At 62.1% G+C, this 22684-nt stretch carries 21 protein-coding genes and 1 tRNA gene; 18 read left to right on the top strand and 4 right to left on the bottom strand.

All coding sequences use genetic code 11. From position 1 onward, the window contains the following. From AADA04_RS12890 to AADA04_RS12910, 5 genes are all read left to right on the top strand, one after another. A partial coding sequence (locus AADA04_RS12890; protein WP_340693678.1) for a P1 family peptidase occupies positions 1-645 on the top strand: 645 nt, incomplete at its 5' end. Then, the gene (locus tag AADA04_RS12895; protein WP_340693679.1) at positions 642-1586 is read left to right on the top strand and encodes a serine protease; all 945 of its coding nucleotides are present in this window, start codon (positions 642-644) and stop codon (positions 1584-1586) included. The genes AADA04_RS12890 and AADA04_RS12895, both read left to right, overlap by 4 nt. A gap of 64 nt (positions 1587-1650) precedes the next feature. Continuing rightward, a complete protein-coding gene (locus AADA04_RS12900) occupies positions 1651-2613 on the top strand; it encodes a serine protease (RefSeq protein WP_340693680.1) in 963 nt (320 codons plus the stop codon). Positions 2614-2695: 82 nt separating this feature from the next. Then, positions 2696-2772, top strand: a tRNA-Arg gene (locus AADA04_RS12905). 191 nt (positions 2773-2963) lie between these two features. Then, positions 2964-4433, top strand: a complete 1470-nt coding sequence (locus AADA04_RS12910; protein WP_340693681.1) for an AMP-binding protein — start codon at positions 2964-2966, stop codon at positions 4431-4433. Between the two features lie 4 nt (positions 4434-4437). Here the strand turns inward: AADA04_RS12910 and AADA04_RS12915 are convergent, their stop codons facing one another. Next, on the bottom strand, positions 4438-5595 hold the full coding sequence (locus AADA04_RS12915; protein WP_340693682.1) for a hypothetical protein: 1158 nt from the start codon (positions 5593-5595) through the stop codon (positions 4438-4440). Between the two features lie 205 nt (positions 5596-5800). Here AADA04_RS12915 and AADA04_RS12920 point away from each other — a divergent pair, with 205 nt between their 5' ends. Next, a complete protein-coding gene (locus tag AADA04_RS12920; RefSeq protein ID WP_340693683.1) occupies positions 5801-6691 on the top strand; it encodes an acyl-CoA desaturase in 891 nt (296 codons plus the stop codon). 155 nt (positions 6692-6846) lie between these two features. Then, a complete protein-coding gene (locus tag AADA04_RS12925) occupies positions 6847-7605 on the top strand; it encodes a vWA domain-containing protein (RefSeq protein ID WP_340693684.1) in 759 nt (252 codons plus the stop codon). A 99-nt stretch (positions 7606-7704) separates the two neighbouring features. Here AADA04_RS12925 and AADA04_RS12930 read toward each other — a convergent pair whose 3' ends face one another. Further along, on the bottom strand, positions 7705-8484 hold the full coding sequence (locus tag AADA04_RS12930) for an SDR family NAD(P)-dependent oxidoreductase (protein ID WP_340693685.1): 780 nt from the start codon (positions 8482-8484) through the stop codon (positions 7705-7707). A gap of 66 nt (positions 8485-8550) precedes the next feature. Here AADA04_RS12930 and AADA04_RS12935 point away from each other — a divergent pair, with 66 nt between their 5' ends. Together AADA04_RS12935 and AADA04_RS12940 are read left to right on the top strand one after the other, a co-directional pair. Continuing rightward, complete coding sequence (locus tag AADA04_RS12935) at positions 8551-8952, top strand: YkvA family protein (protein WP_340693686.1); 402 nt, start codon at positions 8551-8553, stop codon at positions 8950-8952. 4 nt (positions 8953-8956) lie between these two features. After that, positions 8957-9604 carry a lysoplasmalogenase gene (locus tag AADA04_RS12940; RefSeq protein ID WP_340693687.1) on the top strand — a complete coding sequence of 216 codons (648 nt, stop codon included), beginning with the start codon at positions 8957-8959 and terminating at the stop codon, positions 9602-9604. Here the strand turns inward: AADA04_RS12940 and AADA04_RS12945 are convergent. Then, positions 9601-10437, bottom strand: coding sequence for a TauD/TfdA family dioxygenase (locus AADA04_RS12945; protein WP_340693688.1), 837 nt, complete (start codon positions 10435-10437; stop codon positions 9601-9603). The two genes, AADA04_RS12940 and AADA04_RS12945, sit on opposite strands and share 4 nt — an antisense overlap. 134 nt (positions 10438-10571) lie before the next feature. On the opposite strand from AADA04_RS12945, the gene AADA04_RS12950 reads away from it, so the two are divergent. The 9 genes from AADA04_RS12950 to AADA04_RS12990 all read left to right on the top strand — a co-directional run bounded on the left by AADA04_RS12950 (position 10572) and on the right by AADA04_RS12990 (position 22394). Further along, on the top strand, positions 10572-11735 hold the full coding sequence (locus AADA04_RS12950) for a phosphoserine transaminase (RefSeq protein ID WP_340693689.1): 1164 nt from the start codon (positions 10572-10574) through the stop codon (positions 11733-11735). Between the two features lie 134 nt (positions 11736-11869). Continuing rightward, complete coding sequence (gene serA / locus AADA04_RS12955; RefSeq protein ID WP_340693690.1) at positions 11870-13465, top strand: phosphoglycerate dehydrogenase; 1596 nt, start codon at positions 11870-11872, stop codon at positions 13463-13465. Between the two features lie 213 nt (positions 13466-13678). Beyond that, positions 13679-14257, top strand: a complete 579-nt coding sequence (locus AADA04_RS12960; protein ID WP_340693691.1) for an acyloxyacyl hydrolase — start codon at positions 13679-13681, stop codon at positions 14255-14257. A gap of 84 nt (positions 14258-14341) precedes the next feature. After that, the gene (locus AADA04_RS12965; protein WP_340693692.1) at positions 14342-15811 is read left to right on the top strand and encodes an NAD(P)/FAD-dependent oxidoreductase; all 1470 of its coding nucleotides are present in this window, start codon (positions 14342-14344) and stop codon (positions 15809-15811) included. A 101-nt stretch (positions 15812-15912) separates the two neighbouring features. Further along, positions 15913-17205 (top strand): adenylosuccinate synthase, encoded by a 1293-nt coding sequence (locus AADA04_RS12970; protein ID WP_340693693.1) that lies wholly within the window; start codon positions 15913-15915, stop codon positions 17203-17205. A gap of 80 nt (positions 17206-17285) precedes the next feature. Further along, on the top strand, positions 17286-17822 hold the full coding sequence (locus AADA04_RS12975; protein ID WP_340693694.1) for a hypothetical protein: 537 nt from the start codon (positions 17286-17288) through the stop codon (positions 17820-17822). A gap of 87 nt (positions 17823-17909) precedes the next feature. After that, on the top strand, positions 17910-18146 hold the full coding sequence (locus AADA04_RS12980) for a DUF465 domain-containing protein (RefSeq protein ID WP_340693695.1): 237 nt from the start codon (positions 17910-17912) through the stop codon (positions 18144-18146). Positions 18147-18181: 35 nt separating this feature from the next. Further along, the gene (locus AADA04_RS12985) at positions 18182-18922 is read left to right on the top strand and encodes an STAS/SEC14 domain-containing protein (protein ID WP_340693696.1); all 741 of its coding nucleotides are present in this window, start codon (positions 18182-18184) and stop codon (positions 18920-18922) included. Between the two features lie 271 nt (positions 18923-19193). Then, positions 19194-22394 (top strand): ATP-binding protein, encoded by a 3201-nt coding sequence (locus AADA04_RS12990; protein ID WP_340693697.1) that lies wholly within the window; start codon positions 19194-19196, stop codon positions 22392-22394. A 65-nt stretch (positions 22395-22459) separates the two neighbouring features. Here the strand turns inward: AADA04_RS12990 and AADA04_RS12995 are convergent. Next, positions 22460-22684: hypothetical protein (locus tag AADA04_RS12995; RefSeq protein ID WP_340693698.1), on the bottom strand; the 225-nt coding region annotated here is incomplete at its 5' end.

The following is a 22684-nucleotide window of genomic DNA, read 5'->3' on the forward strand; positions in this document are numbered from 1 at the left end:
CTCGCGAATGGCGGCAACAAGGATGGGGGCGATGTCTCGCCCTATGCCGCGCTGGGCCGCGAGGCCTATGACGCGGTCTCCGGCACGTTCACGCTCGGCCGGGCAGGGGCGGGATTCGGCGCCGCCGCAGGGGCCCATCTCGGCGGCACGGGCTCGGCCAGCATCGTGACGAAAGACAAGATCACGATTGGCGCCCTCGCAGCGGTCAATTGCTATGGCTCGGTCTACATGCCCGGTACCGAGGCCTTCTGGGCCTGGCCCTATGAGATCGACGGCGAATTCGGCGGCGCCCGCCCGCCCGCCGATTTCGCCATGGACCCGGAAGACTGGGGCGCCGCGAAGATGAATCCGGGCCTCGGCCAGAACACGACCATTGCCTGCATTGCTACTGACGCCATCCTGACGCCCGACCAGGCCAAGCGCGTCGCCCAGATGGCCCTGTCCGGCTTCTCGCGCGCCATCAGGCCCGTCTTCGCGCCGTTTGACGGCGATGCGGTCTTCGTCCTGGCTACCGGCAAGCGGGCTCTGCCCGATCCGGCCCCAGCAGCCGTCGCCCGCATCGGCGAACTCGCGGCCAGCACTTTGGCGCGCGCCATCGCAAGGGGTGTGTATACTGCCGGCAAGACCAAGGGAGGGACATCATGACACCATTCGCCAAATGGGGCCTTGCGCTCGGAACGCTTGCGCTCGCCTCGGCCTGTGTCGTGGCCGGAAAAGATGCGGACCCCGCCGACTGGCCCGGCATGGCCTCGATGCAGTCGGTCCAGGGCCGTGACATTTACCACGAGTGCGGCGCCACGATGATATCGGAAAGCTGGGCCCTGACCGCCGCCCATTGCGTCGAGACGGCCCGCATCGAAAACGGTCGCCGCGCCATTCAGTACGTGCCCGATCAAAACGGCAATCTTGTCCGCTTCGGCCCGATCGCCGTCACCGTCGGGGCAGGAGACCTGCGCCGCGTCCAGAAGGGCACCGTCTTCCTCGTCAAGGGCATCACCGTCCATCCCGGGTACAAGCGCGGCAAGGCCGAGCGCGGCAATGATCTCGCCCTCCTCAACATAGATGGCCGCTGGACCGGCCCCGTCTCCCGGCTCGACGGCCTGACAGGCGATGTCGCCGCCATGGCCGAGCCCTGGTCCGATCTTGTCGTCGCCGGCTATGGTAAGTCCGGCGAGAACGCCACTGAACAGGAAGCCTTCAGCCGCACCGGTCGCCATCTCAGCGCCCCGATGATGGTCCTGCAGGGAGGTTTCGTGCCCCCGGTCGATGCCGAGACCTGCAAGGCCCAGATCGAAGGCCTTATCAAGGAATACGGCTATGGCGCAGACTATGCCGGCGTCACCGTCTCGCCCGAACTGCAGCTCTGCGCCGGCACCGGCTATTCAGATTCCTGCCAGGGCGACAGCGGCGGGCCGCTGGTCCAGCGCGGCACCGGCGCCGAGCCGGTTCAGGTCGGTTTGGTCAGCTGGGGCCTCGGCTGCGGGCGGGCTGAAAGCCCCGGCATCTACATGCGCGTTTCCGCCTATGCCGACTGGATATCCGCCACTACCGGAATCCCCCGGCAAACGGCCCCGGCGGCTCCCTGACCCCGGCCTGAATTGGCCCACGGCCCGTTCCGGGTTATGATCGTGTTCCAAGGAACGAAAGATCATGCAACAGGTCGGCCTGCGCGCATCAGCACTCCTCAAGCCGGTCATGCTGGCCGCCTGCGCCCTATGGCTGCTCGCCACGACCGCCGCTAGTCAGGTAATCGGCGGCGTCAATGCCAATGCCGAGGACTGGCCCGGCATCGCCTCCCTGCAGTCGATACAAGGCAGCGGGCTCTATCATGAGTGCGGCGCCACGATGATCAGCGACACCTGGGCCCTGACCGCCGCCCATTGCGTCGAGACGGCGCGGGTCGAGGCGGTGGGCCGCGCGGTGCAATACGTGCCCGACGTGGACGGCAACCTTGTCCGCTTCGGCCCCATTGTCCTTGTCATCGGCAATAGCGACCTGCGCCGCATGGCGGCCGAATCGGTCTTCCCGGTCAGCCGGATCGTCGTCCATCCCGATTATCAGTCCGGCCGCCCCGAAGCCGGCAACGATATCGCGCTCCTGCGCATCTCCGGAACATGGGCCGGCCCCGTCGCCACGCTTCAGGCCGTGCAGGATGCGGGCGAGGGCGATGACGAATTCTATGTCGCCGGCTATGGCAACACGGCAGAAGACGGCCCCGGCGAACGCGCCGTCAGCCGCACCGGCCGCCATCTCAGCGCGCCCAAGATGCGCTTGCAGGAGGGCCGGGTGCCGGCTGTGAGTGGCGCCGCCTGCAAGGCCCAGATCGCCCACCTGATCAGCGATTATGGCCTTGAAGACGCCTATGGCGACGTCTCAATCCATCCCGCCACACAGATTTGCGCCGGAGATGGCTTCATCGATTCCTGCCAGGGCGACAGCGGTGGTCCACTGGTCCGCTATGGCAGCACCGGCCAGCCTGTCCAGGTCGGAATCGTCAGTTGGGGCCTTGGCTGTGGCCGGGCCGAAAGCCCCGGAATTTATACAAGAGTCGCCGCCTTCACGGGCTGGATTCGCGGTACGGTCGACGCTGAGGCCACAGCCCCGCCGCCCTGAGAGCAGTTTTCCCCGAAAACCCGTGTCAGACAGGCTTGCAAGGGCGGAAACCTGCCTGTATGTGTCCGCCTTCTTTGGGTAGGCACCCGTAGCTCAGCTGGATAGAGCACCAGACTACGAATCTGGGGGTCGGGCGTTCGAATCGCTCCGGGTGCACCATTAGAACAAGGCCTCAGGCCGAAAATTCCATTTTCAGGTCTGGGCACGCCCCGCATTTACCGATCGGTTCCTGTCTCGTCCTTCGCGGCGCTATTTCGCATCAGGTTCCTGATGACGCGCCCGGGCGCTTATGCCACCTTTGTCAAAACGGCAGCCGGAACGGCAGGTTCCGGCATCAGGGCAGGATTCACATGACGGCAATTTCCCTTTCACGCATCGTCGCGCACTGGGCGCAGCAACAGCCGGAGCGGGTCGCGCTCGACCATCTGGGCGACCGGCGCACATGGGCCGAACTTGAGGCCCGCACCAACCGGCTGGCCCGCGCCTATCAGGCGCTGGGGGTCAAAGCCGACGACTTTGTCACCATCGCCCTGCCGAACGGCTGCGAATTTGTCGAAGCCTGTCTCGCCACGTGGAAACTCGGCGCCACGCCGCAGCCGATCTCGGCCAAGCTTCCCAAGTTCGAACGCGACCAGATCATCGATCTCGGCAAGCCGACGCTGGTCGTTGGCGTCGCGGACAAGGAATACGCGCCGACGCCGTGCCTGCAATCGGACTTCGCGCCCGACGCAGCCCTGTCCGACGCGCCCCTGCCGGAACGCACCGCCAAATCCTTCAAGGCCATGACGTCCGGCGGCTCGACCGGGCGGCCGAAACTGATCGTCTCGAAACTGCCCGCCGCCTGGGACCCGGACGATGCCTATCTCGAGATCGCCAATCAGGGGACGATGCTGATCCCCGGTCCGCTCTATCATAACGGCCCCTTCCTCTGGGCCATGATCGCCCTGTTCAAGGGCAATACCATCGTCATCACGACGCGGTTCGACGCCGAACAGGTGCTGGAACGGATCGAGACAATGGGCGTCGATATTGCCTATCTCGTGCCGACCATGATGCGGCGCATCTGGGCCCTGCCCGAAGAGGTGCGCACGACATATGATGTCTCCAGCCTGCGCGCCGTCTGGCACCTCGCGGCGCCATGTCCGGCCTGGCTGAAAGAGGCCTTTATCGACTGGCTCGGCGCCGAAGTGATCTGGGAACTCTATGGCGGCACGGAAGGGCAAGGGTCGACCACGATCCAGGGCACTGACTGGCTCAGCCATCGCGGCTCGGTCGGGCGGCCGGTCGAGACCTGCGAAATGAAGATCGTCGGCGAGAATGGCGAGACGCTGCCACCCGGCGAGGTCGGCGAAGTCTATATGCGCCCGCATTCGGGGCCGGGCACGACCTATGAATACCTTGGCGCCGAAGCCAAGATCATCGAAGGCGGCTGGGAAAGCCTCGGTGATCTTGGCTGGATGGACGCCGAAGGCTTCCTCTACCTCTCCGACCGCCTATCGGACATGATCTTGTCGGGCGGCGCGAATATCTATCCGGCAGAAGTCGAAGCCGCGCTTGATGCGTTTCCCGGCGTGCGTTCGTCTGCCGTGATCGGCCTGCCGGATGAAGACCTCGGCGCGCGCCTGCATGCGATTGTCGACTTTCCCGAAGGCGCGCCCGACGAGGCGGGCCTGCTCGCCCACCTCGCCGAACGCCTCGTGCGCTACAAGATTCCGCGCTCGATTGAATGGGTACGCGATCCCCTGCGCGACGATGCCGGCAAGGTGCGCCGCAAGGCGCTGCGCGAGGCGCGGCTCACGCAAGCAGAAACGGCCGGCTGACGCGTCAGGCGTCGGGCTCAGGCACGTCGCGGCGTTTCGTGTACAGGATCAGCAGCGCAACCAGCCCGATACTCGTGCCCTGGCTGGAGAAGAGTTCCAGCATGCCGGCAAAGAACCAGCTCGGGATCGCGGCGCGTGCCTGCGCCTCGATCAGGATATCGCCGTCGCCCTTGCCGAGCAGTTCGGCATTGGCCGCTTCGATCTTGGCCTGCAACTCATCACGGCGGCGGGCGAGGCCCAGCTCGTTCTGCGCATCGCGATAGGGCTTCTGTTCAGTGCGGCCGACGCGCTCGACTTCCGAAATATAGGCTTCCAGCCCCTCGACCGAGCGCGTCTCCGGCGGGATACCCGCCAGCTGTACGCGCCAGTCGCCAAGCTGTTGTTCCAGCAGGGAGCGGTTCGAGCCTGCCGTGCTGATCTCGGCCTCGGAAGCCTGGTTATTGGCGGCGATATACATCTGCGTGCCGAGAATGCTTGTGCCCGCCCCGGCCAGCGCGAAGAGCAGGGCGCGCACGCCCTCTTTCATGCGCTTGTTGGCCGTGTGCCAGTAGAAGAAGGTGAAGCCGCCGAACGAGATCACCGCCGCAATCACCCCGGTCCAGCCCCAGATCCCGGCCTGCAGCGGATCGGCCACCGAACTGGAAAACGCCTGGTAATTGGCAAAGCCCGACAGCGCCGCCGCACTGAGTCCTGCGCCGAGGAACACGAGCGCCAGCAGGGTAATGATGATCCGCTCGCCCAGATTGCGGTGCGGACGCGGAGGCGGCGGAGGCACGCGGTGCTCGGTCTTGAGCGTCAGAACTCTGGGCTGCGTCGCTACGGCCGTGTTGCGCTGTACGCGTTTTTCGATCGCGAATTCATCCTTGGGGGCCGGTTGGGGCTCAGGTTCGTCGTGCGCCCGGACTCCGCGAAAGCGTTGTTGGGGCAGGGAGCCCAATGCCTCGACAAGCTCCTCGAACGAGCCTTGCGCACCACAATTTTTGCAATGGTATTTTCCGCGCTCGAGGTAGAGTGTGAGGCTGTATTCGTCTGAGGCAGCACACGTCTCGTCGAGCGGACACTGGCTCTTCTGTTCGCTCGAGTCCTGACTTGCATCATCAAGCAGGGATCCCAATTGCCGGGATATCTTCTGCAGAAGAAATTCTTCGCGTGAATCGGCCATGATCACGTGACCCCTCATTGAACCCGAGCCGCAGACTTACCCGAAACTCTGTCCGCCCGTCACCCCCGCGCATCACACCTGCGTCAGGGCTGAGGATTATGCCTTTCCGGAAGGCCTGACGGGCCTTAAGTAAGTGTTAATCGGCCCGGCCTGAGAATGCCTTGCAGAATGCACTGGCCCGCCGGCCGATTGGGAGACAACACATATGATACCTCGTTCGCTGGCCATCCCAAAAACGTGGAAGACGTTCGATGGGGCAAGTTTCTTTTCCGCCTTCGGATATCCGGCTCTCGGCATCGCCCTGTTCACGACAATGGTCGTACTTGGCATCGTGCTCAGCGAGCTGACGCTGCACTGGTGGTATTTCCCGCTGGCCTTCGGCGTCGTCGCCCTCTCCGTCTTCATGTGCAATCTTGGCATCGGGCCGCTGCACCGTATCCTCCAGCACCGCGCGGGTGAACTGAAGGCGCCTGCGCAATTTCTGACCATGATGAACCTGATGCTGGCCATGCAGGGCAATGTGAAGGACTGGGTCAATTACCACTCCCAGCACCACCGCTTTGCCGATACGCCGGGCGACCCGCACAACCCCTTCGAATCCAAGCGCTGGGCCTGGGTCGGCTGGATTCTCTGGCGCGACAAGAAAGACACCGAGCGCCCTATCGCGATGTGGCTGAAAGACCAGCCCGTGATCGTCTGGATGGATCGGTTCTACAACGAGCTGAGCCTTGTCGTGCACCTTGTCATTCCGGCTGCAATCTATCTCATCGTATGGGCCACGGGCGGGTCGCTGGTGCTGACCGCGATCATCCATGCCAGCGTTGTCATTGGCCGCGCCATCCAGTTTCACGCCACGGTCTATGGCATCAATGTGCTTGGCCACCTCAAGACACCGATCTGGGCCGACCACCTGATGGCCCTGCTGACCGGCGGCGAAGCCTTCCACGACCACCATCATGACGCGCCCCAAAGCGCCCTTCACCGCCCCCGCAAGGGCGTCTGGAACCGGATCGTCGACTATAATGGCACCATCCTGCTCGCCTTTGAAAAAATCGGCTGGGTCAAGAACCTGAAGATCGCGCCGCAATTCGCCTGAGCCTTTCCTGAATTCAAACTGAACCAGCCCGCCCCTTAAAAGGCGGGCTTTTTCTTGGCTTCGGCACAGGTCGGCCACAGGTGCGCCCTAATGTTCAGCAATCTTCGCTTTCACCAAAGGCTGGGGAGCCGAGACAATAGGGAAGGGACGCCCCGATGAAATCCACACTCCTGACACTCGCCATGACCGGCCTCAGCCTCGCCATGGTCCTCCCGGCCGCCGCCAAGCCGGCCCCGGACCCCACCCCGACCGCAGGCTCGGTACACTCCTACATCCTGCTCGACCGCACCGGCTCGATGAGCGACATCTGGGACGAGGCGCTCGGCTCGGTGAACGCCTATGCCGCCAGCGTTGGCGAGGCCGATGAAGGCGAGATCGAAGGCGCTGACATCAAGTCGGCGGTGACGCTCGCCGTGTTCGATTACCAGGAATCGCTGCAGTTTGACGTGCTGCGCAAGGGCGTGACGTCGGAGAGCTGGATCGATGTCACCAATGACGAAGCCAGTCCGCGCGGCATGACGCCCCTGTTCGATGCCATCGGCCGGATCGTGTCACTCGCCGAAGCGGACAAGCCGGAAAAGGCCGTCATCGTCGTCATGACCGACGGCCATGAAAACTCATCAAAAGAGATCACCCGAGACGGTGCGAAGGCCGCGCTGGACCGGGCCAAGGCCAATGGCTGGGAAGTCGTTTTCCTTGGCGCTGAATTCGCCAATTTCGGCGATGCGGATGCCGTCGGCATGAGTGCTTCCAAGACAATGGCTGTCGGCCAGGGCCGTATGCAGGACTCCATGTCCGCGCTGGCCAAGAAATCCCGCGCCTATGGCAAGGGCGAGGAGGCCGAAATCGTGTTTGACGATGCTGACCGCGCCGCCGCCGATGAAGAAGGCGTGAAAGACCGCACGGGCCAGTAACAGGCTTCGGGGCGGTTCAGCCTTCCCGTCAGCCGTCCTGAAGAAAAAGCCCGCCCGGATTGCTCCGGACGGGCTTTGACTTTTCCGCTGCAGCTGGGCTCAGCGCGGCGCCATGCGGATCGCGCCGTCGAGGCGGACGTCTTCACCGTTGAAGTAACCGTTGCGGCACATTTCCACGGCCAGCGAGGCGTATTCGTCCGGATTGCCGAGACGAGCAGGGTGCGGCACTTGCGCGCCAAGCGCCTGGCGAACGGGCTCGGGTGCGCCGGCCAGCAGCGGCGTATCGAAGATGCCGGGCAGGATTGTGTTGACGCGGATCAGTTCGCGGCTGAGGTCGCGCGCGATTGGCAGGGTCATGCCGACAACGCCGCCCTTCGAGGCGGAATAGGAGGCTTGGCCGATCTGACCGTCTTCAGCCGCCACGGAGGCGGTGTTGACGATCGCGCCGCGCTCGCCGTCGACCGGGTCGAGCGTCATCATGCCGGCAGCCGATTTGGCGATGCAGCGGAACGTGCCGACAAGGTTGATCTGGATAATCATGTTGAACTTGTCGAGCGGGAAGTGGGTGATCTCGCCGGTTTTCTTGTCACGGCTGGCCGTCTTGATCGCGTTGCCGGTGCCGGCGCAGTTGATCAGGATACGTTCCTGCCCGATAGCCGCGCGGGACTTGGCAAAACCGGCATCGACCGATGCATCGTCAGTGACGTTGACTTCGCAGAAGACGCCGCCGAGTTCCTTGGCGAGCGCTTCGCCCTTTTCGGCATTGAGGTCGAACAAGGCGACTTTCGCGCCCATGCCGGCAAGCTTGCGCGCGGTGGCTGCGCCGAGGCCGGACGCGCCGCCCGTAATGACGGCGGATATGCTGGAATCGATTTTCATGGGGCACTGCCCTCCCTGGTTTTCGTGAGACTGGCCCTGTGTCTATAATGGTCTCAGGAGTTCGCAATGACTGACGCAGCGGAAATTATAAATACAGTTCGCGGCAAGGACGGCACGTACCTGCCCAAGAGCATTGAGCGCAATGCGCGCGTGTCGCGCGGCCTTGTGCCCAAGCTGATGCGGGTCATCAGCCGGGTCCCGTTCGCCGATGATCTGGTCGCCGCCTGGTATGCGGCGCGCGATCCGCTGACGCCGATGAAGGCGAAGGCCGTGCTGTATGCCGCCGTCGCCTATTTCGTGATGCCCGCTGATTTGCTGCCGGACATGATTGTCGGGCTGGGATTCACCGATGATGCCACCGTTCTGGCCACAGCGCTCGGCGTGGTCGGCATGTATGTGAAGGAGCGTCATCGCCGCATGGCCCGGCGCCTGCTGCGCCTGCCTGAGCCGGTCAAGGATCAGGAATAGGCATATGGACGGGGCACACATCTCATTTTTCGGCGCGATGGCGCTCGGCTTGGTTTACGGCGCGGCCTTCTGCTATCGCGGGAAGGGGCCTGCCGCCCTGCTGGTCAAGACCGGGTCGACGGCCCTGCTGGCGCTATGGGCCTATCTGGCGGGCGGCCCGGTGCTGCTCGTGGCCGCGCTGGCTCTCAGCTCCGCCGGGGATGCGTTTCTTGCGCTTGAAGGCGAGCGTTGGCTGAAGCCAGGCATGGCAGCCTTCTTCCTTGCCCATGTCGCCTATGTTGCCCTGTTCTGGGGACTGGAGGCGGCGCCGCGCGATATTCTGAATACGTCCGCGCAGGTTGTCCTCGTGCTTGCCGGTGCAGGCTTTGCGCGCTGGCTGTCGCCCTGGCTGGGCGAAATGCGCTGGCCGGTCTTTGCCTATACGGCTGTGATCCTGATGATGGGCGCGGCGGCCTTGCGCCTCGATCCGGTCTACTGGCCGGTCACGCTGGGCGCGATCATGTTCATCGCGTCGGACATGATCCTGTCTCTACAGCTGTTCCGCAAGCCGGCAGACCAGCCGGCTGGCACGGTCTCATCCCTTGCCGTCTGGACGCTCTATTTCGGCGGTCAGGCCCTGATCGCCTGGGGCATGTTGAACGCGCTGGCCTAGCGCGGCCGGTCGCCGTCGACCGTGGCGCGGCGCATGTGGCGGCGGTGGCCATGATAATCATTGAGGGCATAATGCCAGACGCAGCGATTGTCCCACATGGTGACGTCGCCTGCCTGCCAGCGCACGCGGCAGGTGTTGCGCTCTTCCTTTGACAGGTCGAACAAATAGTTCAGCAGGGGCCGGCTTTCCTTGCGGCTCCAGCCGGCAAAGCGCAGCGTGAAGGCCGGGTTCACGTAAAGTCCCTTGCGGCCCGTTTCCGGGTGCGTGCGCACGACCGGGTGCTCGTATTCGGGTGCGTCGGGTGCGGCGGTGGAATCCATCGACTGGCGGACAGCGGCGGAATAGCCGTCGGCGCCGTACTCCTTGCTCGCGGTATGCACGGCGGTCATGCCCGCCAGTGTCTTTTGCAGGCCGGGAGAGAGGCGGTCATACGCCGCCTGCTGGTCGGCGAACAGCGTGTCCCCGCCATAGGGCGGCACTTCGAGCGCATGCAGGATGGAGCCTAGCGCCGGCTCTTCCAGGAAACTCATGTCGGAATGCCAGCCACCGCCGAAATTGGTCTTTTCGTCAGGTTCCTTGATGATCTCGAGCAGTTCCGGGTGGCCGTCCATGCCCTTCACATAGGGGTGGATGTTCAGCGTGCCGAAGCGGCGGGCGAAGGCCTTGTGCTGGTCTGGCGTCAGGCCATGCTGGCCGCGCAGGACGATGACCTTGAAGTCGAGGAAGGCCTGATGGACGGCATCGAACTCGGAATTCGACAGGTCTTGTCTCAGGTCCACGCCATGGATTTCTGCGCCGAGTGTGCCGGTAAGGGGCTGGATGGTCATGCTCATGCGGGAAGTGAACCATCCACACGGGAGCTATGCAAGAATGTCATTTGCACCCCCTGGAAAAATATGCGACTGACGCGGCGGGCCACATGCCCCCAACGGCATGCAGCCTATCTGTGAGGATAGGAGTAAAACAGATGACGACTACCGCCAAACCCGGCGTGCTGCCAGCATGCCCACATTTTTCATCCGGCCCGACGGCAAAACGTCCCGGATTTTCCCTTCAAAAACTTGAAACTGCCGCCCTTGGCCGTTCGCACCGTTCCGGCGATGCGAAGAAGAAGCTGAAGGCCGCGATTGATCGCTCCAAGACGATCCTCGGCATTCCCGACGATTATCGCGTCGCCATCGTACCGGCATCCGATACGGGCGCGGTCGAGATGTGCATGTGGTCCATGCTTGGCCCGAAGCCCGTCGACGTGTTCGCCTGGGAAAGCTTCGGCCAGGACTGGGTGACGGATGCCACCAAGCAATTGAAGCTTGCAAACTGCAACACCTATGTCGGGGAATATGGCGAGCTGCCGCCTTTCGAAAAGGCGCGTGACGATGCCGACATCATCTTCACCTGGAACGGCACGACATCCGGTGTGCGCGTCCCGAATGCCGACTGGATCAAGCCGAACCCTGACCGCGTCGTGATCTGCGATGCGACGTCTGCCGCATTCGCGCAGGACATCGAATGGGAAAAGCTCGATGTCATCACATATAGCTGGCAGAAATGCCTCGGCGGGGAAGCTGCCCACGGCATGCTGGTGCTCAGCCCGCGCGCCGTTGCCCGTCTCGAAAGCTACACGCCGGACCGGCCGCTGCCGAAAATCTTCCGCATGACCAAAGGCGGCAAGATCGACGAAGCCCTGTTCGAGGGCGCGACGATCAACACGCCCAGCATGCTGTGCGTCGAAGACTATCTCCAGGCGCTCGACTGGTGCGAAAGCCTCGGTGGCTGGAAGGGGCTCCAGAAGCGCTCCGACGAGAGCCTGGCCACGCTGACCGACTGGGTTGCGAAGACCGACTGGGTCGACTTCTTGTGCCCTGACGCCGCTGTGCGTTCGAACACCGGCGTGACGTTCAGGATCACTGATCCACGTGTCGCGAGCATGGACGAGGCCGGCCAGCGCGATTTCGTCAAGCGCATGATGAAGCGCCTCGAAACCGAAAACGCCTGCTTCGATGCAGCCGGTTATGCCAAGGCCCCTCCCGGCCTGCGCATCTGGTGCGGCGGATCGGTTGAACCGTCGAATGTCGCGGCCCTGACGCCGTGGCTCGACTGGGCCTTCGCAGAAGAAGCCGCCAGCCTCTAAGCGCTTTCTCCTGCGCCCTCGTCCTTCGACTTCGTTCAGGATGAGGGCGCTCGGAAACCCCCATAAGCAGGCTCATCCTGAGCGACGTCGAAGGAGAGCCGGGCCACGCGCCCCAAATCACAAAGAGAAACGAAATGCCCAAAGTCCTTATCGGAGACAAACTCTCTCCCGCCGCCGTCGAGATATTCCACGCGCGCGGCATCGAAACCGTCACCAAGGTTGGTCTGAATACGGAAGACCTGATCAAGGAAATCGCCGATTATGACGGCCTTGTCGTCCGTTCGGCCTGCAAGCCGAATGCAGACGTGATCGCAGCGGCCAAGAACCTGAAAGTCATTGGCCGCGCCGGTATCGGCGTCGACAATATCGACATCAAGGCAGCGACCGCCAAAGGCGTCGTGGTCATGAACACGCCCTTCGGCAACGCCATCACCACGGCCGAGCATGCCATCGCCATGATGTTCGCCGCCGCCCGCCAGATCCCGGCTGCCAATGCCGAGACGCAGGCGGGAAAATGGCCGAAGTCCGGCTATATGGGGATCGAGGTCAGCTACAAGACGCTGGGCCTGATCGGCTGCGGCAATATCGGCAGCCGCGTCGCCGAACGCGCCATCGGACTGAAGATGAAAGTCGTGGCTTATGACCCGTTCCTGACGGAGGAACGCGCTGTCGAACTGGGCGTCGAGAAGGTCGAACTGGAAGACCTGCTGAAGCGCGCCGACGTGATCACGCTGCACGTGCCGCTAACAGACCAGACCCGCAACGTCCTCTCGCGCGAGAATCTCGCCAAGACGAAGAAGGGCCTGATCCTGGTCAATTGCGCGCGCGGCGGCCTGGTCGACGAAGAGGCTGTCGCCGAGATGCTCGAAAGCGGCCACCTTGCGGGTGCGGCTTTTGACGTGTTCGCGGTCGAGCCTGCCAAGGAGAACGTCCTGTTTGGCAAGAAGAACTTCATCGCCACGCCGCACCTTGGCGCGGCGACGAACGAAGCGCAGGAGAATGTGGCGCTTCAGGTGGCTGAACAGATGTCGGACTATCTCCTGTCGGGCGCCGTGACCAATGCGCTCAACATGCCGTCGATCACCGCCGAAGAAGCACCGCGCATCAAGCCGTTCGCAGGCCTCGCCGAAAAGCTCGGATCCTTCGCCGGGCAGATCTCGGACTATGGCTATGAGGAAGTTGTCATCGAATATGAGGGCGAGGTCGCAGACCTCAACCGCAAGCCGCTGACCGCAGCCCTGCTGGCTGGCCTGCTGCGCGCGTCGCGCGGCGATGTGAACATGGTGTCGGCCCCGGCGATCCTCGCCGACTCGGGTGTGAAACTCACCGAGACCAAGACCGAGGTCAGCCCGGTCTATGACAGCCTGATCCGGGTCAAGGTCAAAACCAAGGCGACAAAGAATGCGCCAGAAGGTGGCTGGCGCACCCTCGCCGGCACGCTGATCGCCGGACAACCGCGTATCGTAGAGGTCAAGGGCATGGCGCTGGAAGGCGATTTCTCGCCGGTCACGCTTTACGTCAACAATCTCGACAAGCCGGGCTTTATCGGCGCACTCGGCCAGATGCTGGGTGAGGCGAAGGTCAATATCGCGACCTTCCACCTCGGACGCACCGAAGCCGGCGGCGAAGCGATTGCCCTGATCGGCATCGATTCTGTGCCCGGGGAGACGTTCGTGACGAAGCTCGAAGCGCTGCCCCAGGTGCGCTACGCCAAAGTGCTGACATTCTAGGCCGGCCAAGCCTGAATAACTGATTGCAATCAAGGCGGGCTGCCATTGTGGTGGCCCGCCTCCAGTTGAGGGGGCCAAACCTCACAGGCGCCTTTTACGCGTGTCTCTGAGGCCACCCTTCGTTGGGTTCGTGGCAAGGCTTGACGGAACCGGGTTGACGGCGTGGTGTTTAAACCCTTGTTCGGACCGAACACGCCTATTGGGGGAATCACCATGCACCGCGCCATACTCAGTTTTTCTTGTATCCTGGCTTTCGCAGGCCCGGCCGCCGCCGACCTTCTCGACGAGGCGCGCTTCGGCGTAATGAAGCACAATATTTGCGTGCAGGACTGCAACAATGCGGACAAGGAAGATGGGCCGAACATCAACGGCGAACTCGTTTTCAAATCGCCGGATTTCCTCTCGATCATCTGGTCGCCGCGTCCCTATGTGATGGGTAGCGGGAACACTGCCGGGAAAACCAGTTTCGGCGCTGTGGGCCTGGTCTGGAACTGGAATTTTGCCGACAACTGGACGCTCGAAGCCGGGGAAGGCTATGCGATCCATGACGGCACGCTGGAAAACCCGTTCTCGCAGGGCGACCCGCGCGGGGATGCCTTTACCGAGGAAAACGTGCTTCTCGGCTCGCGCGACCTGTTCCGCACATCATTCGCGCTGAATTACAGCTTCAATGAACGTTGGGGCGGCCAGGTCATGTATGAGCATCTCAGCCATGGCCAGATCATCGGCAGCGGCCGCAACCAGGGCCTCGACAATCTCGGCGTCCGGGTTATCTACGCCTTCGGTGACTAGGCGCTCGCCACGCCTTGGCGTTGCGATACCCCTTGCGCTGAATAAGGTTCCTGCCACTCTCTCCTGAAAAATCAGGAGGAAGTGATGCCAGACAAGCATGTTGTTGTTATCGGTGCAGGCCTTGGTGGTTTGACAGCTGCGATCAAGCTGCAGGAAGCCGGATATGATTTCACAATGCTGGAACAGGGAGACCGCGTCGGCGGCACCTGGGCGGCGAATACCTATCCCGGCTGCGCCTGTGATGTTCAGGTCGCGCTCTACCAACTCTCCTTCGCCCAATCCATGGTCTGGACACGGCTTTATCCCCAGCAGGAAGAGATCCAGGCCTATGCCGAGGAGGTCACCGACCGCTTCCAGTTGCGCCCCAACCTTCACTTGAATGAAGGCGCGGACTCGGCTGTCTGGAGCGAAGCGGACAAGAAGTGGACGGTCACCACGACCAAGGGCCGCAAGATCGAAGCCGATGCCGTCATCGGTGCCCTCGGCCAACTCAACCGACCGTTCTGGCCGGACATTCCCGGTCTCGACACGTTCAAAGGCCCGAAAATGCATTCGGCTGGCTGGGACCATTCTGTCGATTTCAAGGGCAAGCGCGTGGGCGTCGTAGGGTCGGCGGCGAGCGCCGTTCAGCTTATCCCGCAGGTCGCGCTCGAAGCGTCCAATGTCGGCGTGTTCCAGCGCTCCGCCAACTGGATGGTTCCGCGCAATGACCGCGAGATCACACCGGAAGAAATGACGCTGATGTTCACGGTCCCGGAAAAGGCGGCGGAGTTCGCGGCGATGAACCGGAAAATTCTCTACGAGAATGCCGACTATTTCTTCTGGCAGGCCTTCGAGTGGACGCCTGAAGGGCGCGCCTTCTTCACGCGCCAGGCGACGGAGCATCTGAACGCCCAGGTGCCGGATGCCGAGCTGCGCAAGAAGCTGACGCCTGACTATCCCGTCGGCTGTCGTCGCATTCTGATCGCCGATGATTTCTATCCGACCCTGATGCGCGACAATGTCGACCTGATCACCGACCCAATCGCGGAAATCGTGCCAGAAGGCATCCGCACAAAGGACGGTGTCGTGCACGAATACGACATTCTGGTTTTCGCGACCGGGTTCGAGACAACCGGCTGGCACTGGTCGGTCGACGTGGTCGGGCAGGGCGGCGTGACGATTGAGGACGCCTGGGCTGACGGCCCCGAAGCCTATCTCGGCATCACCGTCGCGGACTTCCCGAACTTTTTCGTTCTCTATGGGCCGAACACCAATCTCGGGCACAATTCGATCACGTTCATGCTGGAACGGCAGGTCGAATACACGATCAACGCATTGGACAAGCTTGGAGAGGCCGGGGCAATCGCCATGGCACCTAAGCGGACCGTTCAGGACAAGTTCAACAAGGACCTGCAGGCCCGTCTGGGCAAGACAGTCTGGGCCGATCCCGCCTGCAACAGTTGGTACAAGACCGACGGTGGCAAGATCACCCAGAACTGGTCGGATCACACCCGTGCCTATGCGGATGCCGTCGCCTCTGTCGATCTCAAGGACTATGATCTCGTCAAGTAGGTTCGAAAGTACGTAAAACGCGCTCGAAAACAGCGTCTGGCCCCTTGCTTTTCGGGCCAGACTCCTGCCCTTGTCGCGGCGGCTGAACACGGGAGTTCTATATGTCAGGTGTCGTCGTCGTAGGCGCCCAATGGGGCGATGAAGGCAAGGGCAAGATTGTCGACTGGCTGTCGAGCCGGGCCGACGTCGTGGTGCGTTTCCAGGGCGGCCATAATGCGGGCCATACGCTGGTCATTGATGGCAAAGTGTTCAAGCTGGCGCTGCTGCCGTCTGGCCTCGTGCGAGGCGGCAAGCTCTCGGTCATCGGCAATGGCGTCGTGGTTGATCCCTGGCACATGCTGACGGAAATTGATGGCATTCGCGCGCAAGGCGTTGAAGTCACGCCTGACAACCTCGTTCTTGCTGACAATGCCTCGCTGATCCTGCCATGGCACAAGGATATCGATGCGGCGCGGGAAGGGGCCCTTGGCGCCGCCCAGATCGGTACCACCAAGCGCGGCATCGGCCCGGCCTATGAAGACCGCGTCGGGCGCCGCGCCATCCGCGTCGCGGATCTTGCCGATCCTGCCGCCCTCGACATGAAGATCGAACGGCTGCTGGCGCACCACCGCCCGTTGCGGACGGGCCTCGACCTGCCGGAACCGGACGGCGCCCAGCTCAAGGCCGATCTCCTGAAGATCGCGCCGCAGATCCTCGCCTATGCGCAGCCGGTCTGGAAACTGCTCGACGAACAGGTTCGCCGGGGCCGGCGTATCCTTTTCGAAGGTGCCCAGGGCGTGATGCTCGACGTCGACCACGGCACCTATCCATTCGTGACCTCTTCCAACGTCGTGGCAGGCAATGCCTCCGCCGGCTCCGGCGTCGGACCGGGCGCGATTTCCTATGTTCTGGGACTCGCCAAGGCCTATACCACCCGCGTCGGCGCCGGTCCGTTCCCGACCGAGCTGCACGACGAGATCGGTGAGCGCCTCGGTCGCATTGGCAAGGAAGTCGGCGTGAATACCGGGCGGGCCCGGCGCTGCGGCTGGTTTGACAGCGTCATGGTTCGCCAGGCTTGCACCACGAGCGGCGTCACGGGTCTTGCCCTGACAAAGCTCGACGTGCTTGACGGGTTTGACGAGATCAAGGTTTGCGTTGCCTATCGCCTGCACGGCAAGGAAATCGACTATTTTCCTGCCGGCCTGACCGACCAGGCTGCCGTTGAGCCTGTCTACGAAACCATCGAAGGCTGGAAAGGCTCGACTGCGGGCGCCCGCAGCTGGGCCGACCTGCCAGCCGAGGCGGTGAAATATGTCCGCCGCCTTGAAGAACTTGTCGGCAAGCCCTGCGCCCTGGTCTCGACATCGCCGGAACGTGAAGATGTCATCTTGATGCGCGACCCGTTCGAAGCCTGACGAGCCACTGCATCCCGCATTGATTTCAGGTCGCGGTGCGCGTTAGCTGGAGGCAACGCGCTATTGTGTGGAGACCCCGGATGCTTCGTTTGAAAACCTTTCTTGCGGCGGCCCTGTGTGCCATTGCCGTCGGATGCGCCTTTGGCTCGAACGAAGCGCTGATACCGGCAGAAGACGCAGTCCTGCCGCTTGGGTCGTTCACAGTGGCCGACACCTACGTCCAGAACAGCGACGATCCGACACGCTGGGACCGATCGGAAAGCAACGGCGCCTATGAGCATTATACATTGCGTCAGGAAGCTGGCGGCTATTGGCTGGACGGAGAATCCCGGCTGGTGTTTGCGCGGCTGGACGATGGGTCGGACGAATACCTGATGCAGGTTGCGACACCGGAAGACAGTGTCGATGGTGGCTATGTCTACAATTACGCGGTGGGGAAAATAGTCGGCGACCGCCTGTTCATGAAGCTGCCGGATTGCGACGACCTGCCGATCGACACGATCAATGAACTCGAGCTGGATGCCGATTGTACGATCACAACCTATGCGGACCTCAAACGCGCCATCGCGGAGACAAAGGGCGCCATCAGCTACACGACATATTACCAGCTGCGTTGAGCAGTGCCTACGCAGACTCCCTTAGTGACAGGGGCGGGGGCATTTGGCCTGATGTGAGGTGAAAACCCCATAACAGGAGAGCCTAAAATGTCTCACACGCCTCACGAACTCGCCGCCGAATTTCCCGAAGCGGCAGACAAGATCCATGAACTGAAGACGTCGAACCCGCATTTCGCGCGCCTTGCCGACGAGTATCATGACGTCAACCGCCATATCCACCGGCACGAGAGCGGCGTCCAGCCTGCCAGCGAAACCCATGAGACAGAGCTGCGCAAGCGCCGGCTCGTCCTCAAGGACGAGCTCTACGCGATGCTGAAAGCCTAGGCTGGCGTACGAACGCCGTTTTGCAGGAGCAAATGATGATACATCTGGAAATCGACAAGGTCCGGAATCTCGTCCACCTTTCGCCCGACGGGAAGCTTGAGAAAGCGGATTTTGATCGCCTCACCGAGGCGCTCAATGCGCATATCAATGAGACCGATTCAGTTCCGGCGATCATCATCGAAACGCGCGGCCGCCCACACTGGGACAGCTATGGTGCTTTCCTGCGCCACATGGAATTCATCAAGGGCTATCACAAGCTGGTGCCCAAAATTGCCATCGTAAGTGACAGTTCTGCGCTCAGCCTGGTGCGGTCTCTGGCGGACCATTTCGTCAAAGCCAAGATACGCTACTTTCCCATCGGCAGCGCGGCGGAAGCGGCCGACTGGGCCAGCGCGCCCGACGACCATCCGGGCGAATTCAGCCTGATCGAAGATCTGCCGGCGAATGTCATTGGCGTGAACGCCGAGGGCGTCATCACCGCGCAGGATTATGAAGAGACGCTGGTGCCGCTGATCAAGGAAAAGCTGAAAATCCACGACCGTCTCAACCTCCTGTTCGTGGCGGGCCCGTCGTTTCGCGCCTACAGCGCCGGGGCGGTCTGGGACGACGCCCGGTTCGGCATGATGCATCTCGCCGATTTCAAGAAAATTGCCATCGTCTCCGATACCGACTGGATCCGCATGGGCACCAAATTGTTCGGGCCTTTGCTGCTGGGCGACATGCATGTGTTCTCGATGGCTGAACTGGACGACGCCAAGGAATGGGTGAAGCGCTAGCCGCTTTTAGCCTTTGGTGTCCCGGTGTTCCCGGCGCCGGACAACAGCGCGACGCCACGCTAGAGGATCTCACGAGACTGAGCTGTGCACACAGCGCTTTGTGTTTGAGATTGAATTATCCGCGATGTTGAAAGCCTGATCTTCCCAGGATGAAAACCGAGCGTTTGTTGCGCCGTCAGGTTAACCATTGGTCGTGCGCAGCCGGAGTAAGATATCGTAAAGTGTATAGTGAATAAGGTCTTCCGGAAACCGGTTCAAAAGGCCTGGAAGCATGACGTCCTCAGTATTTGATAAGCCTGTCAGGGCTGAGCAGCGCAGCGAGACGCGCCTGAATGACTTCATCCGCAAGCCGGGCATCGTACACATCCTGTTAATACTCGCGGCCTGTTCGCTGTCCATGGGCGCGATCCTGTTAACCCGTGGCACGGGTGACGTTGCAGCCGTGTGGCCCGTCAATGCGATCCTGCTGATCGTCGTGCTGAGGTGGCCGAAAGCCGAATGGCCCTCCCTGTTCGGGTGCCTGTTCCTCGGCATTCTTCTGGCCAATGTCGTTATCGGCGACCCGTGGGTGCGCAGTCTGATCCTGGCAATGGCAAACAGCCTTGAAGTTCTCATCGTCGCGCTGATACTGAGTCGGAATTCCGCGCCGAATATTACCCGGAAATCGGGCATTTTGAGATTGTTCGCGGCATCCCTGATTGCGTGCACCATTTCGACGCCGATGGCGCTTGCGGGTCTCGCGTTGACCGGAGCCGCCTTGCCTTTGCAGGATTCGGTTCTCTGGTTCTTTGGCGACGTCCTGGGCCTGCTCCTCTTTGCGCCGCTGCTTTGGGCGCTTTTGACCAAACGCAAAGCCGGGAACGACATTGGCTGGATGTCGGCTTTCGAGGCGTTGCTGGTTGTCGTCGTCACAATTGGCGTGTTCGTGCAGTCGAGTTATCCGCTCCTCTTCCTCGTTCCGCCGGTCCTTGTCCCCCTGACTTTCCGCCATGGTGTTCGTGGAGCGGCTGTTGCACTTCTGGTCGTCACGATGATCTCGATTGGGTTCACCTATGCCAGAATGGGCCCGGCCATGCTGGCAGAGGGCGGGATCGTCCATCACATGCTTGTCCTGCAGGCTTTTCTCGCAGCGAATTCCTACATGGCGCTGTCGCTTGGTGCATCCGTGAGCGAACGTCATCGCCTGAACCAGCGTCTGCGCGATTCCAGACGCCGCATCGCCGAGCGATCGACGCGCGAAAAGGTTCTCCTCAGCCAGGCCGAAATGGCCGATGAAATATCGCAGGTCGGCCACTGGACATTGCATTCCGGTTCGGGAGAAATTTACTGGTCGCCGGAAGTGTATCGCATTCACGGCGTGACGCCGGAAACGTTCGACCCGATGCTGGGTGGCGCGCTGGATTTTTATATTGAGGGTGACCGCGATCGCGTTGCGGGTCTGATTGATCAGCATATGAAGAGCGGTCAGGACTGGAATTTCGAGGCGACGATTCAGCGGCGCTCTGACGGCGAAAAGCGCCGCGTAAGATCGATTGCCAAATGCCATGTCGGACCCTCCGGATCGGTTGAACATATATTCGGTGTGTTCAAGGATATAACGCAGGAATACGAACTCTATGCCGCCCTGTCTGTGAAGGAAGAACAATATCGTCTTCTGGCGGAACACTCGACTGATATTGTCCTCAAGTTCGGCCTCGACGGTGTGATCAGCTATGCTTCGCCTTCGGCGTCCATCATTGCCTCGCCAGAGGAGTCCATCGGCAAGCGGACGGTCGACTTCGTTGTTCCGGAGGATCGCGAGTTCGTAATGGCGATTACGCAGGACCTGTTCACGGGCAAGGAAATTGACGTCGATGCCCAACGCGAGTTCCGGGTCCGCCTCGCTGACGGATCCATTGTCTGGCTTGAGGGCAAGCCTCAGGTCATCCGCGATGCAGACGGCAACCCGGTTGAGGTTGTATCGACCTATCGCGATGTCAGCGAACGTCATGAGCGCGAAAAGGCGCTGGCCGCAGCGCGTCTTGAGGCGGAGTCTGCCGTCATCGCCCGCACGGAATTCCTGTCCAATATGAGCCATGAGATTCGCACGCCGCTGAATGGCGTCATGGGCTTCACCGATATTCTCAAGACGACGGCGCTGACGGATGACCAGCTGACTTATGTCCAGCGCATTTCGTCGGCGAGCCGGACATTGCTTGAAATCATCAATGACATTCTCGATTTTTCCAAGATCGATGCCGGACGGATGGACGTTGAAAAGCGACCCTTCGACATTCGCGAGGTGATTGAGGATGTCGTTAGCCTGGTCGCGGCGGCGCGACCGAATCCGAAGGTCAAGATTACCTGCCAGGTCGCGCCCGAGATCGCTACGTCGGTGGTGGGGGACGAAACCCGGTTGCGCCAGATCCTCACCAACATCGTCGGCAATGCGTCCAAGTTTACAGAGGCGGGCCATGTCAGGCTGGATGCCAGGCTGACGGACGGGCGGCTTTGCGTGATCGTCGCCGATACCGGGCCGGGCATTCCTGCCGACAAGCTGGAGCATATATTCACTGGTTTCTCTCAGGCCGACGCCTCGATCACCCGGCGTTTCGGGGGCTCCGGCCTTGGCCTGTCGATCAGCCGGTCGCTGGCCTTGTTGCTGGACGGCAACCTGGAGATTGTCAGCGAAGAAGGGGAGGGAACGAATGCGATCCTGACCCTGCCTTACATCCCGGACCGGCGCACAGGCCGCGCCGAGGCCCCCGACATGGTCGACGACCGTCGGGCGCCGACGGCGTCGCGCGTCATGGTGGTCGACGATGTCGAGATGAACCGGGCCCTGATCGCCATTGGGCTGCGTTCGGCAGGGCACGAGGTGACGACCTTTGCGTCGGCGCCCGACGCGATCCTCTCGCTGCTTGAAGGCATTCCCTGTGACATCATCCTGATGGATGTGCAGATGCCCGAAATGGACGGCCTGACCGCGACCCGACGTATCCGGGAAATGCATGGGCCTGCGGGCCGGCTGCCGATTGTTGCGCTGACGGCAAATGCGCTGGCCACCCAGGCAGACGAATGTCTTGCTGCCGGCATGGACGCCCATTTTTCCAAACCCATCGACATGGAGCGCCTGAACAAACTGATCGAGCGCTTGCTGCGGAAGAAGGGTGCGGAGACGGAAGAGCGGTCGACAGCGGCGGAGACCATGATCGCCGCCCTGAAGGAAGACTGTCGCCGCGACATCCTGGAACTGCCCGGCAAGCTCGGTGCATTGCTGCGGATCAGCTCGCCGGAGACCCGGGCGCAGGCGGTTGCGTCGCTTGCCCATTCTGTGGCCGGAACATCCGGAAGCCTTGGCTTCAAGGACGTGTCGGACGCCGCCTTCAAGCTGGAGGTTGTTGCCAAGGAAATCCTTTCCGGCACGCCGGTCCCGGACTCGCTGGAGGGCGCTGTGGACAGCTTTGTCAGCGTCGTCGAAGACGCGGCCTGAGGCCAGCGCCTGCGGCCGCGCACTCCGCAGAATGCCCGGCACACCTGCCGGATAGAGGTGAGGACTCAGCTCGAATTATCCCACTTTTCCAGCGCAGCATTGAGCAGGCCCGACAGGGCCGTGGCGATCAGGCCGAGCTCGGGGCGCAGGCGATAGGCACTCGCCATGGGCAGGGCGACGGGCTTCGGGTCGCCGCGTTCCTGCTGGCGGGCCAGGCTGCGCGCGAGGCGTTTGGCGTAGCGTTCCGGCGCTTCCAGCACTTTGTCGAGGGCGCTGACGCGGGCGAGGAA

This window comes from Hyphomonas sp. (assembly GCF_037969335.1).
GTDB lineage: Bacteria > Pseudomonadota > Alphaproteobacteria > Caulobacterales > Hyphomonadaceae > Hyphomonas.

Bases quoted from the DNA above. Each gene is read 5' to 3' on its own strand.
- AADA04_RS12915 (WP_340693682.1), bottom strand. From the start codon at position 5,595: ATGGCCGATTCACGCGAAGAATTTCTTCTGCAGAAGATATCCCGGCAA.
- AADA04_RS12930 (WP_340693685.1), bottom strand. From the start codon at position 8,484: ATGAAAATCGATTCCAGCATATCCGCCGTCATTACGGGCGGCGCGTCC.
- AADA04_RS12895 (WP_340693679.1), top strand. From the start codon at position 642: ATGACACCATTCGCCAAATGGGGCCTTGCGCTCGGAACGCTTGCGCTC.
- AADA04_RS12970 (WP_340693693.1), top strand. From the start codon at position 15,913: ATGTCAGGTGTCGTCGTCGTAGGCGCCCAATGGGGCGATGAAGGCAAG.
- AADA04_RS12910 (WP_340693681.1), top strand. From the start codon at position 2,964: ATGACGGCAATTTCCCTTTCACGCATCGTCGCGCACTGGGCGCAGCAA.
- AADA04_RS12925 (WP_340693684.1), top strand. From the start codon at position 6,847: ATGAAATCCACACTCCTGACACTCGCCATGACCGGCCTCAGCCTCGCC.
- AADA04_RS12950 (WP_340693689.1), top strand. From the start codon at position 10,572: ATGACGACTACCGCCAAACCCGGCGTGCTGCCAGCATGCCCACATTTT.
- AADA04_RS12965 (WP_340693692.1), top strand. From the start codon at position 14,342: ATGCCAGACAAGCATGTTGTTGTTATCGGTGCAGGCCTTGGTGGTTTG.
- AADA04_RS12980 (WP_340693695.1), top strand. From the start codon at position 17,910: ATGTCTCACACGCCTCACGAACTCGCCGCCGAATTTCCCGAAGCGGCA.
- AADA04_RS12990 (WP_340693697.1), top strand. From the start codon at position 19,194: ATGACGTCCTCAGTATTTGATAAGCCTGTCAGGGCTGAGCAGCGCAGC.
- serA (WP_340693690.1), top strand. From the start codon at position 11,870: ATGCCCAAAGTCCTTATCGGAGACAAACTCTCTCCCGCCGCCGTCGAG.
- AADA04_RS12920 (WP_340693683.1), top strand. From the start codon at position 5,801: ATGATACCTCGTTCGCTGGCCATCCCAAAAACGTGGAAGACGTTCGAT.
- AADA04_RS12985 (WP_340693696.1), top strand. From the start codon at position 18,182: ATGATACATCTGGAAATCGACAAGGTCCGGAATCTCGTCCACCTTTCG.
- AADA04_RS12945 (WP_340693688.1), bottom strand. From the start codon at position 10,437: ATGAGCATGACCATCCAGCCCCTTACCGGCACACTCGGCGCAGAAATC.
- AADA04_RS12935 (WP_340693686.1), top strand. From the start codon at position 8,551: ATGACTGACGCAGCGGAAATTATAAATACAGTTCGCGGCAAGGACGGC.
- AADA04_RS12960 (WP_340693691.1), top strand. From the start codon at position 13,679: ATGCACCGCGCCATACTCAGTTTTTCTTGTATCCTGGCTTTCGCAGGC.
- AADA04_RS12940 (WP_340693687.1), top strand. From the start codon at position 8,957: ATGGACGGGGCACACATCTCATTTTTCGGCGCGATGGCGCTCGGCTTG.
- AADA04_RS12900 (WP_340693680.1), top strand. From the start codon at position 1,651: ATGCAACAGGTCGGCCTGCGCGCATCAGCACTCCTCAAGCCGGTCATG.
- AADA04_RS12975 (WP_340693694.1), top strand. From the start codon at position 17,286: ATGCTTCGTTTGAAAACCTTTCTTGCGGCGGCCCTGTGTGCCATTGCC.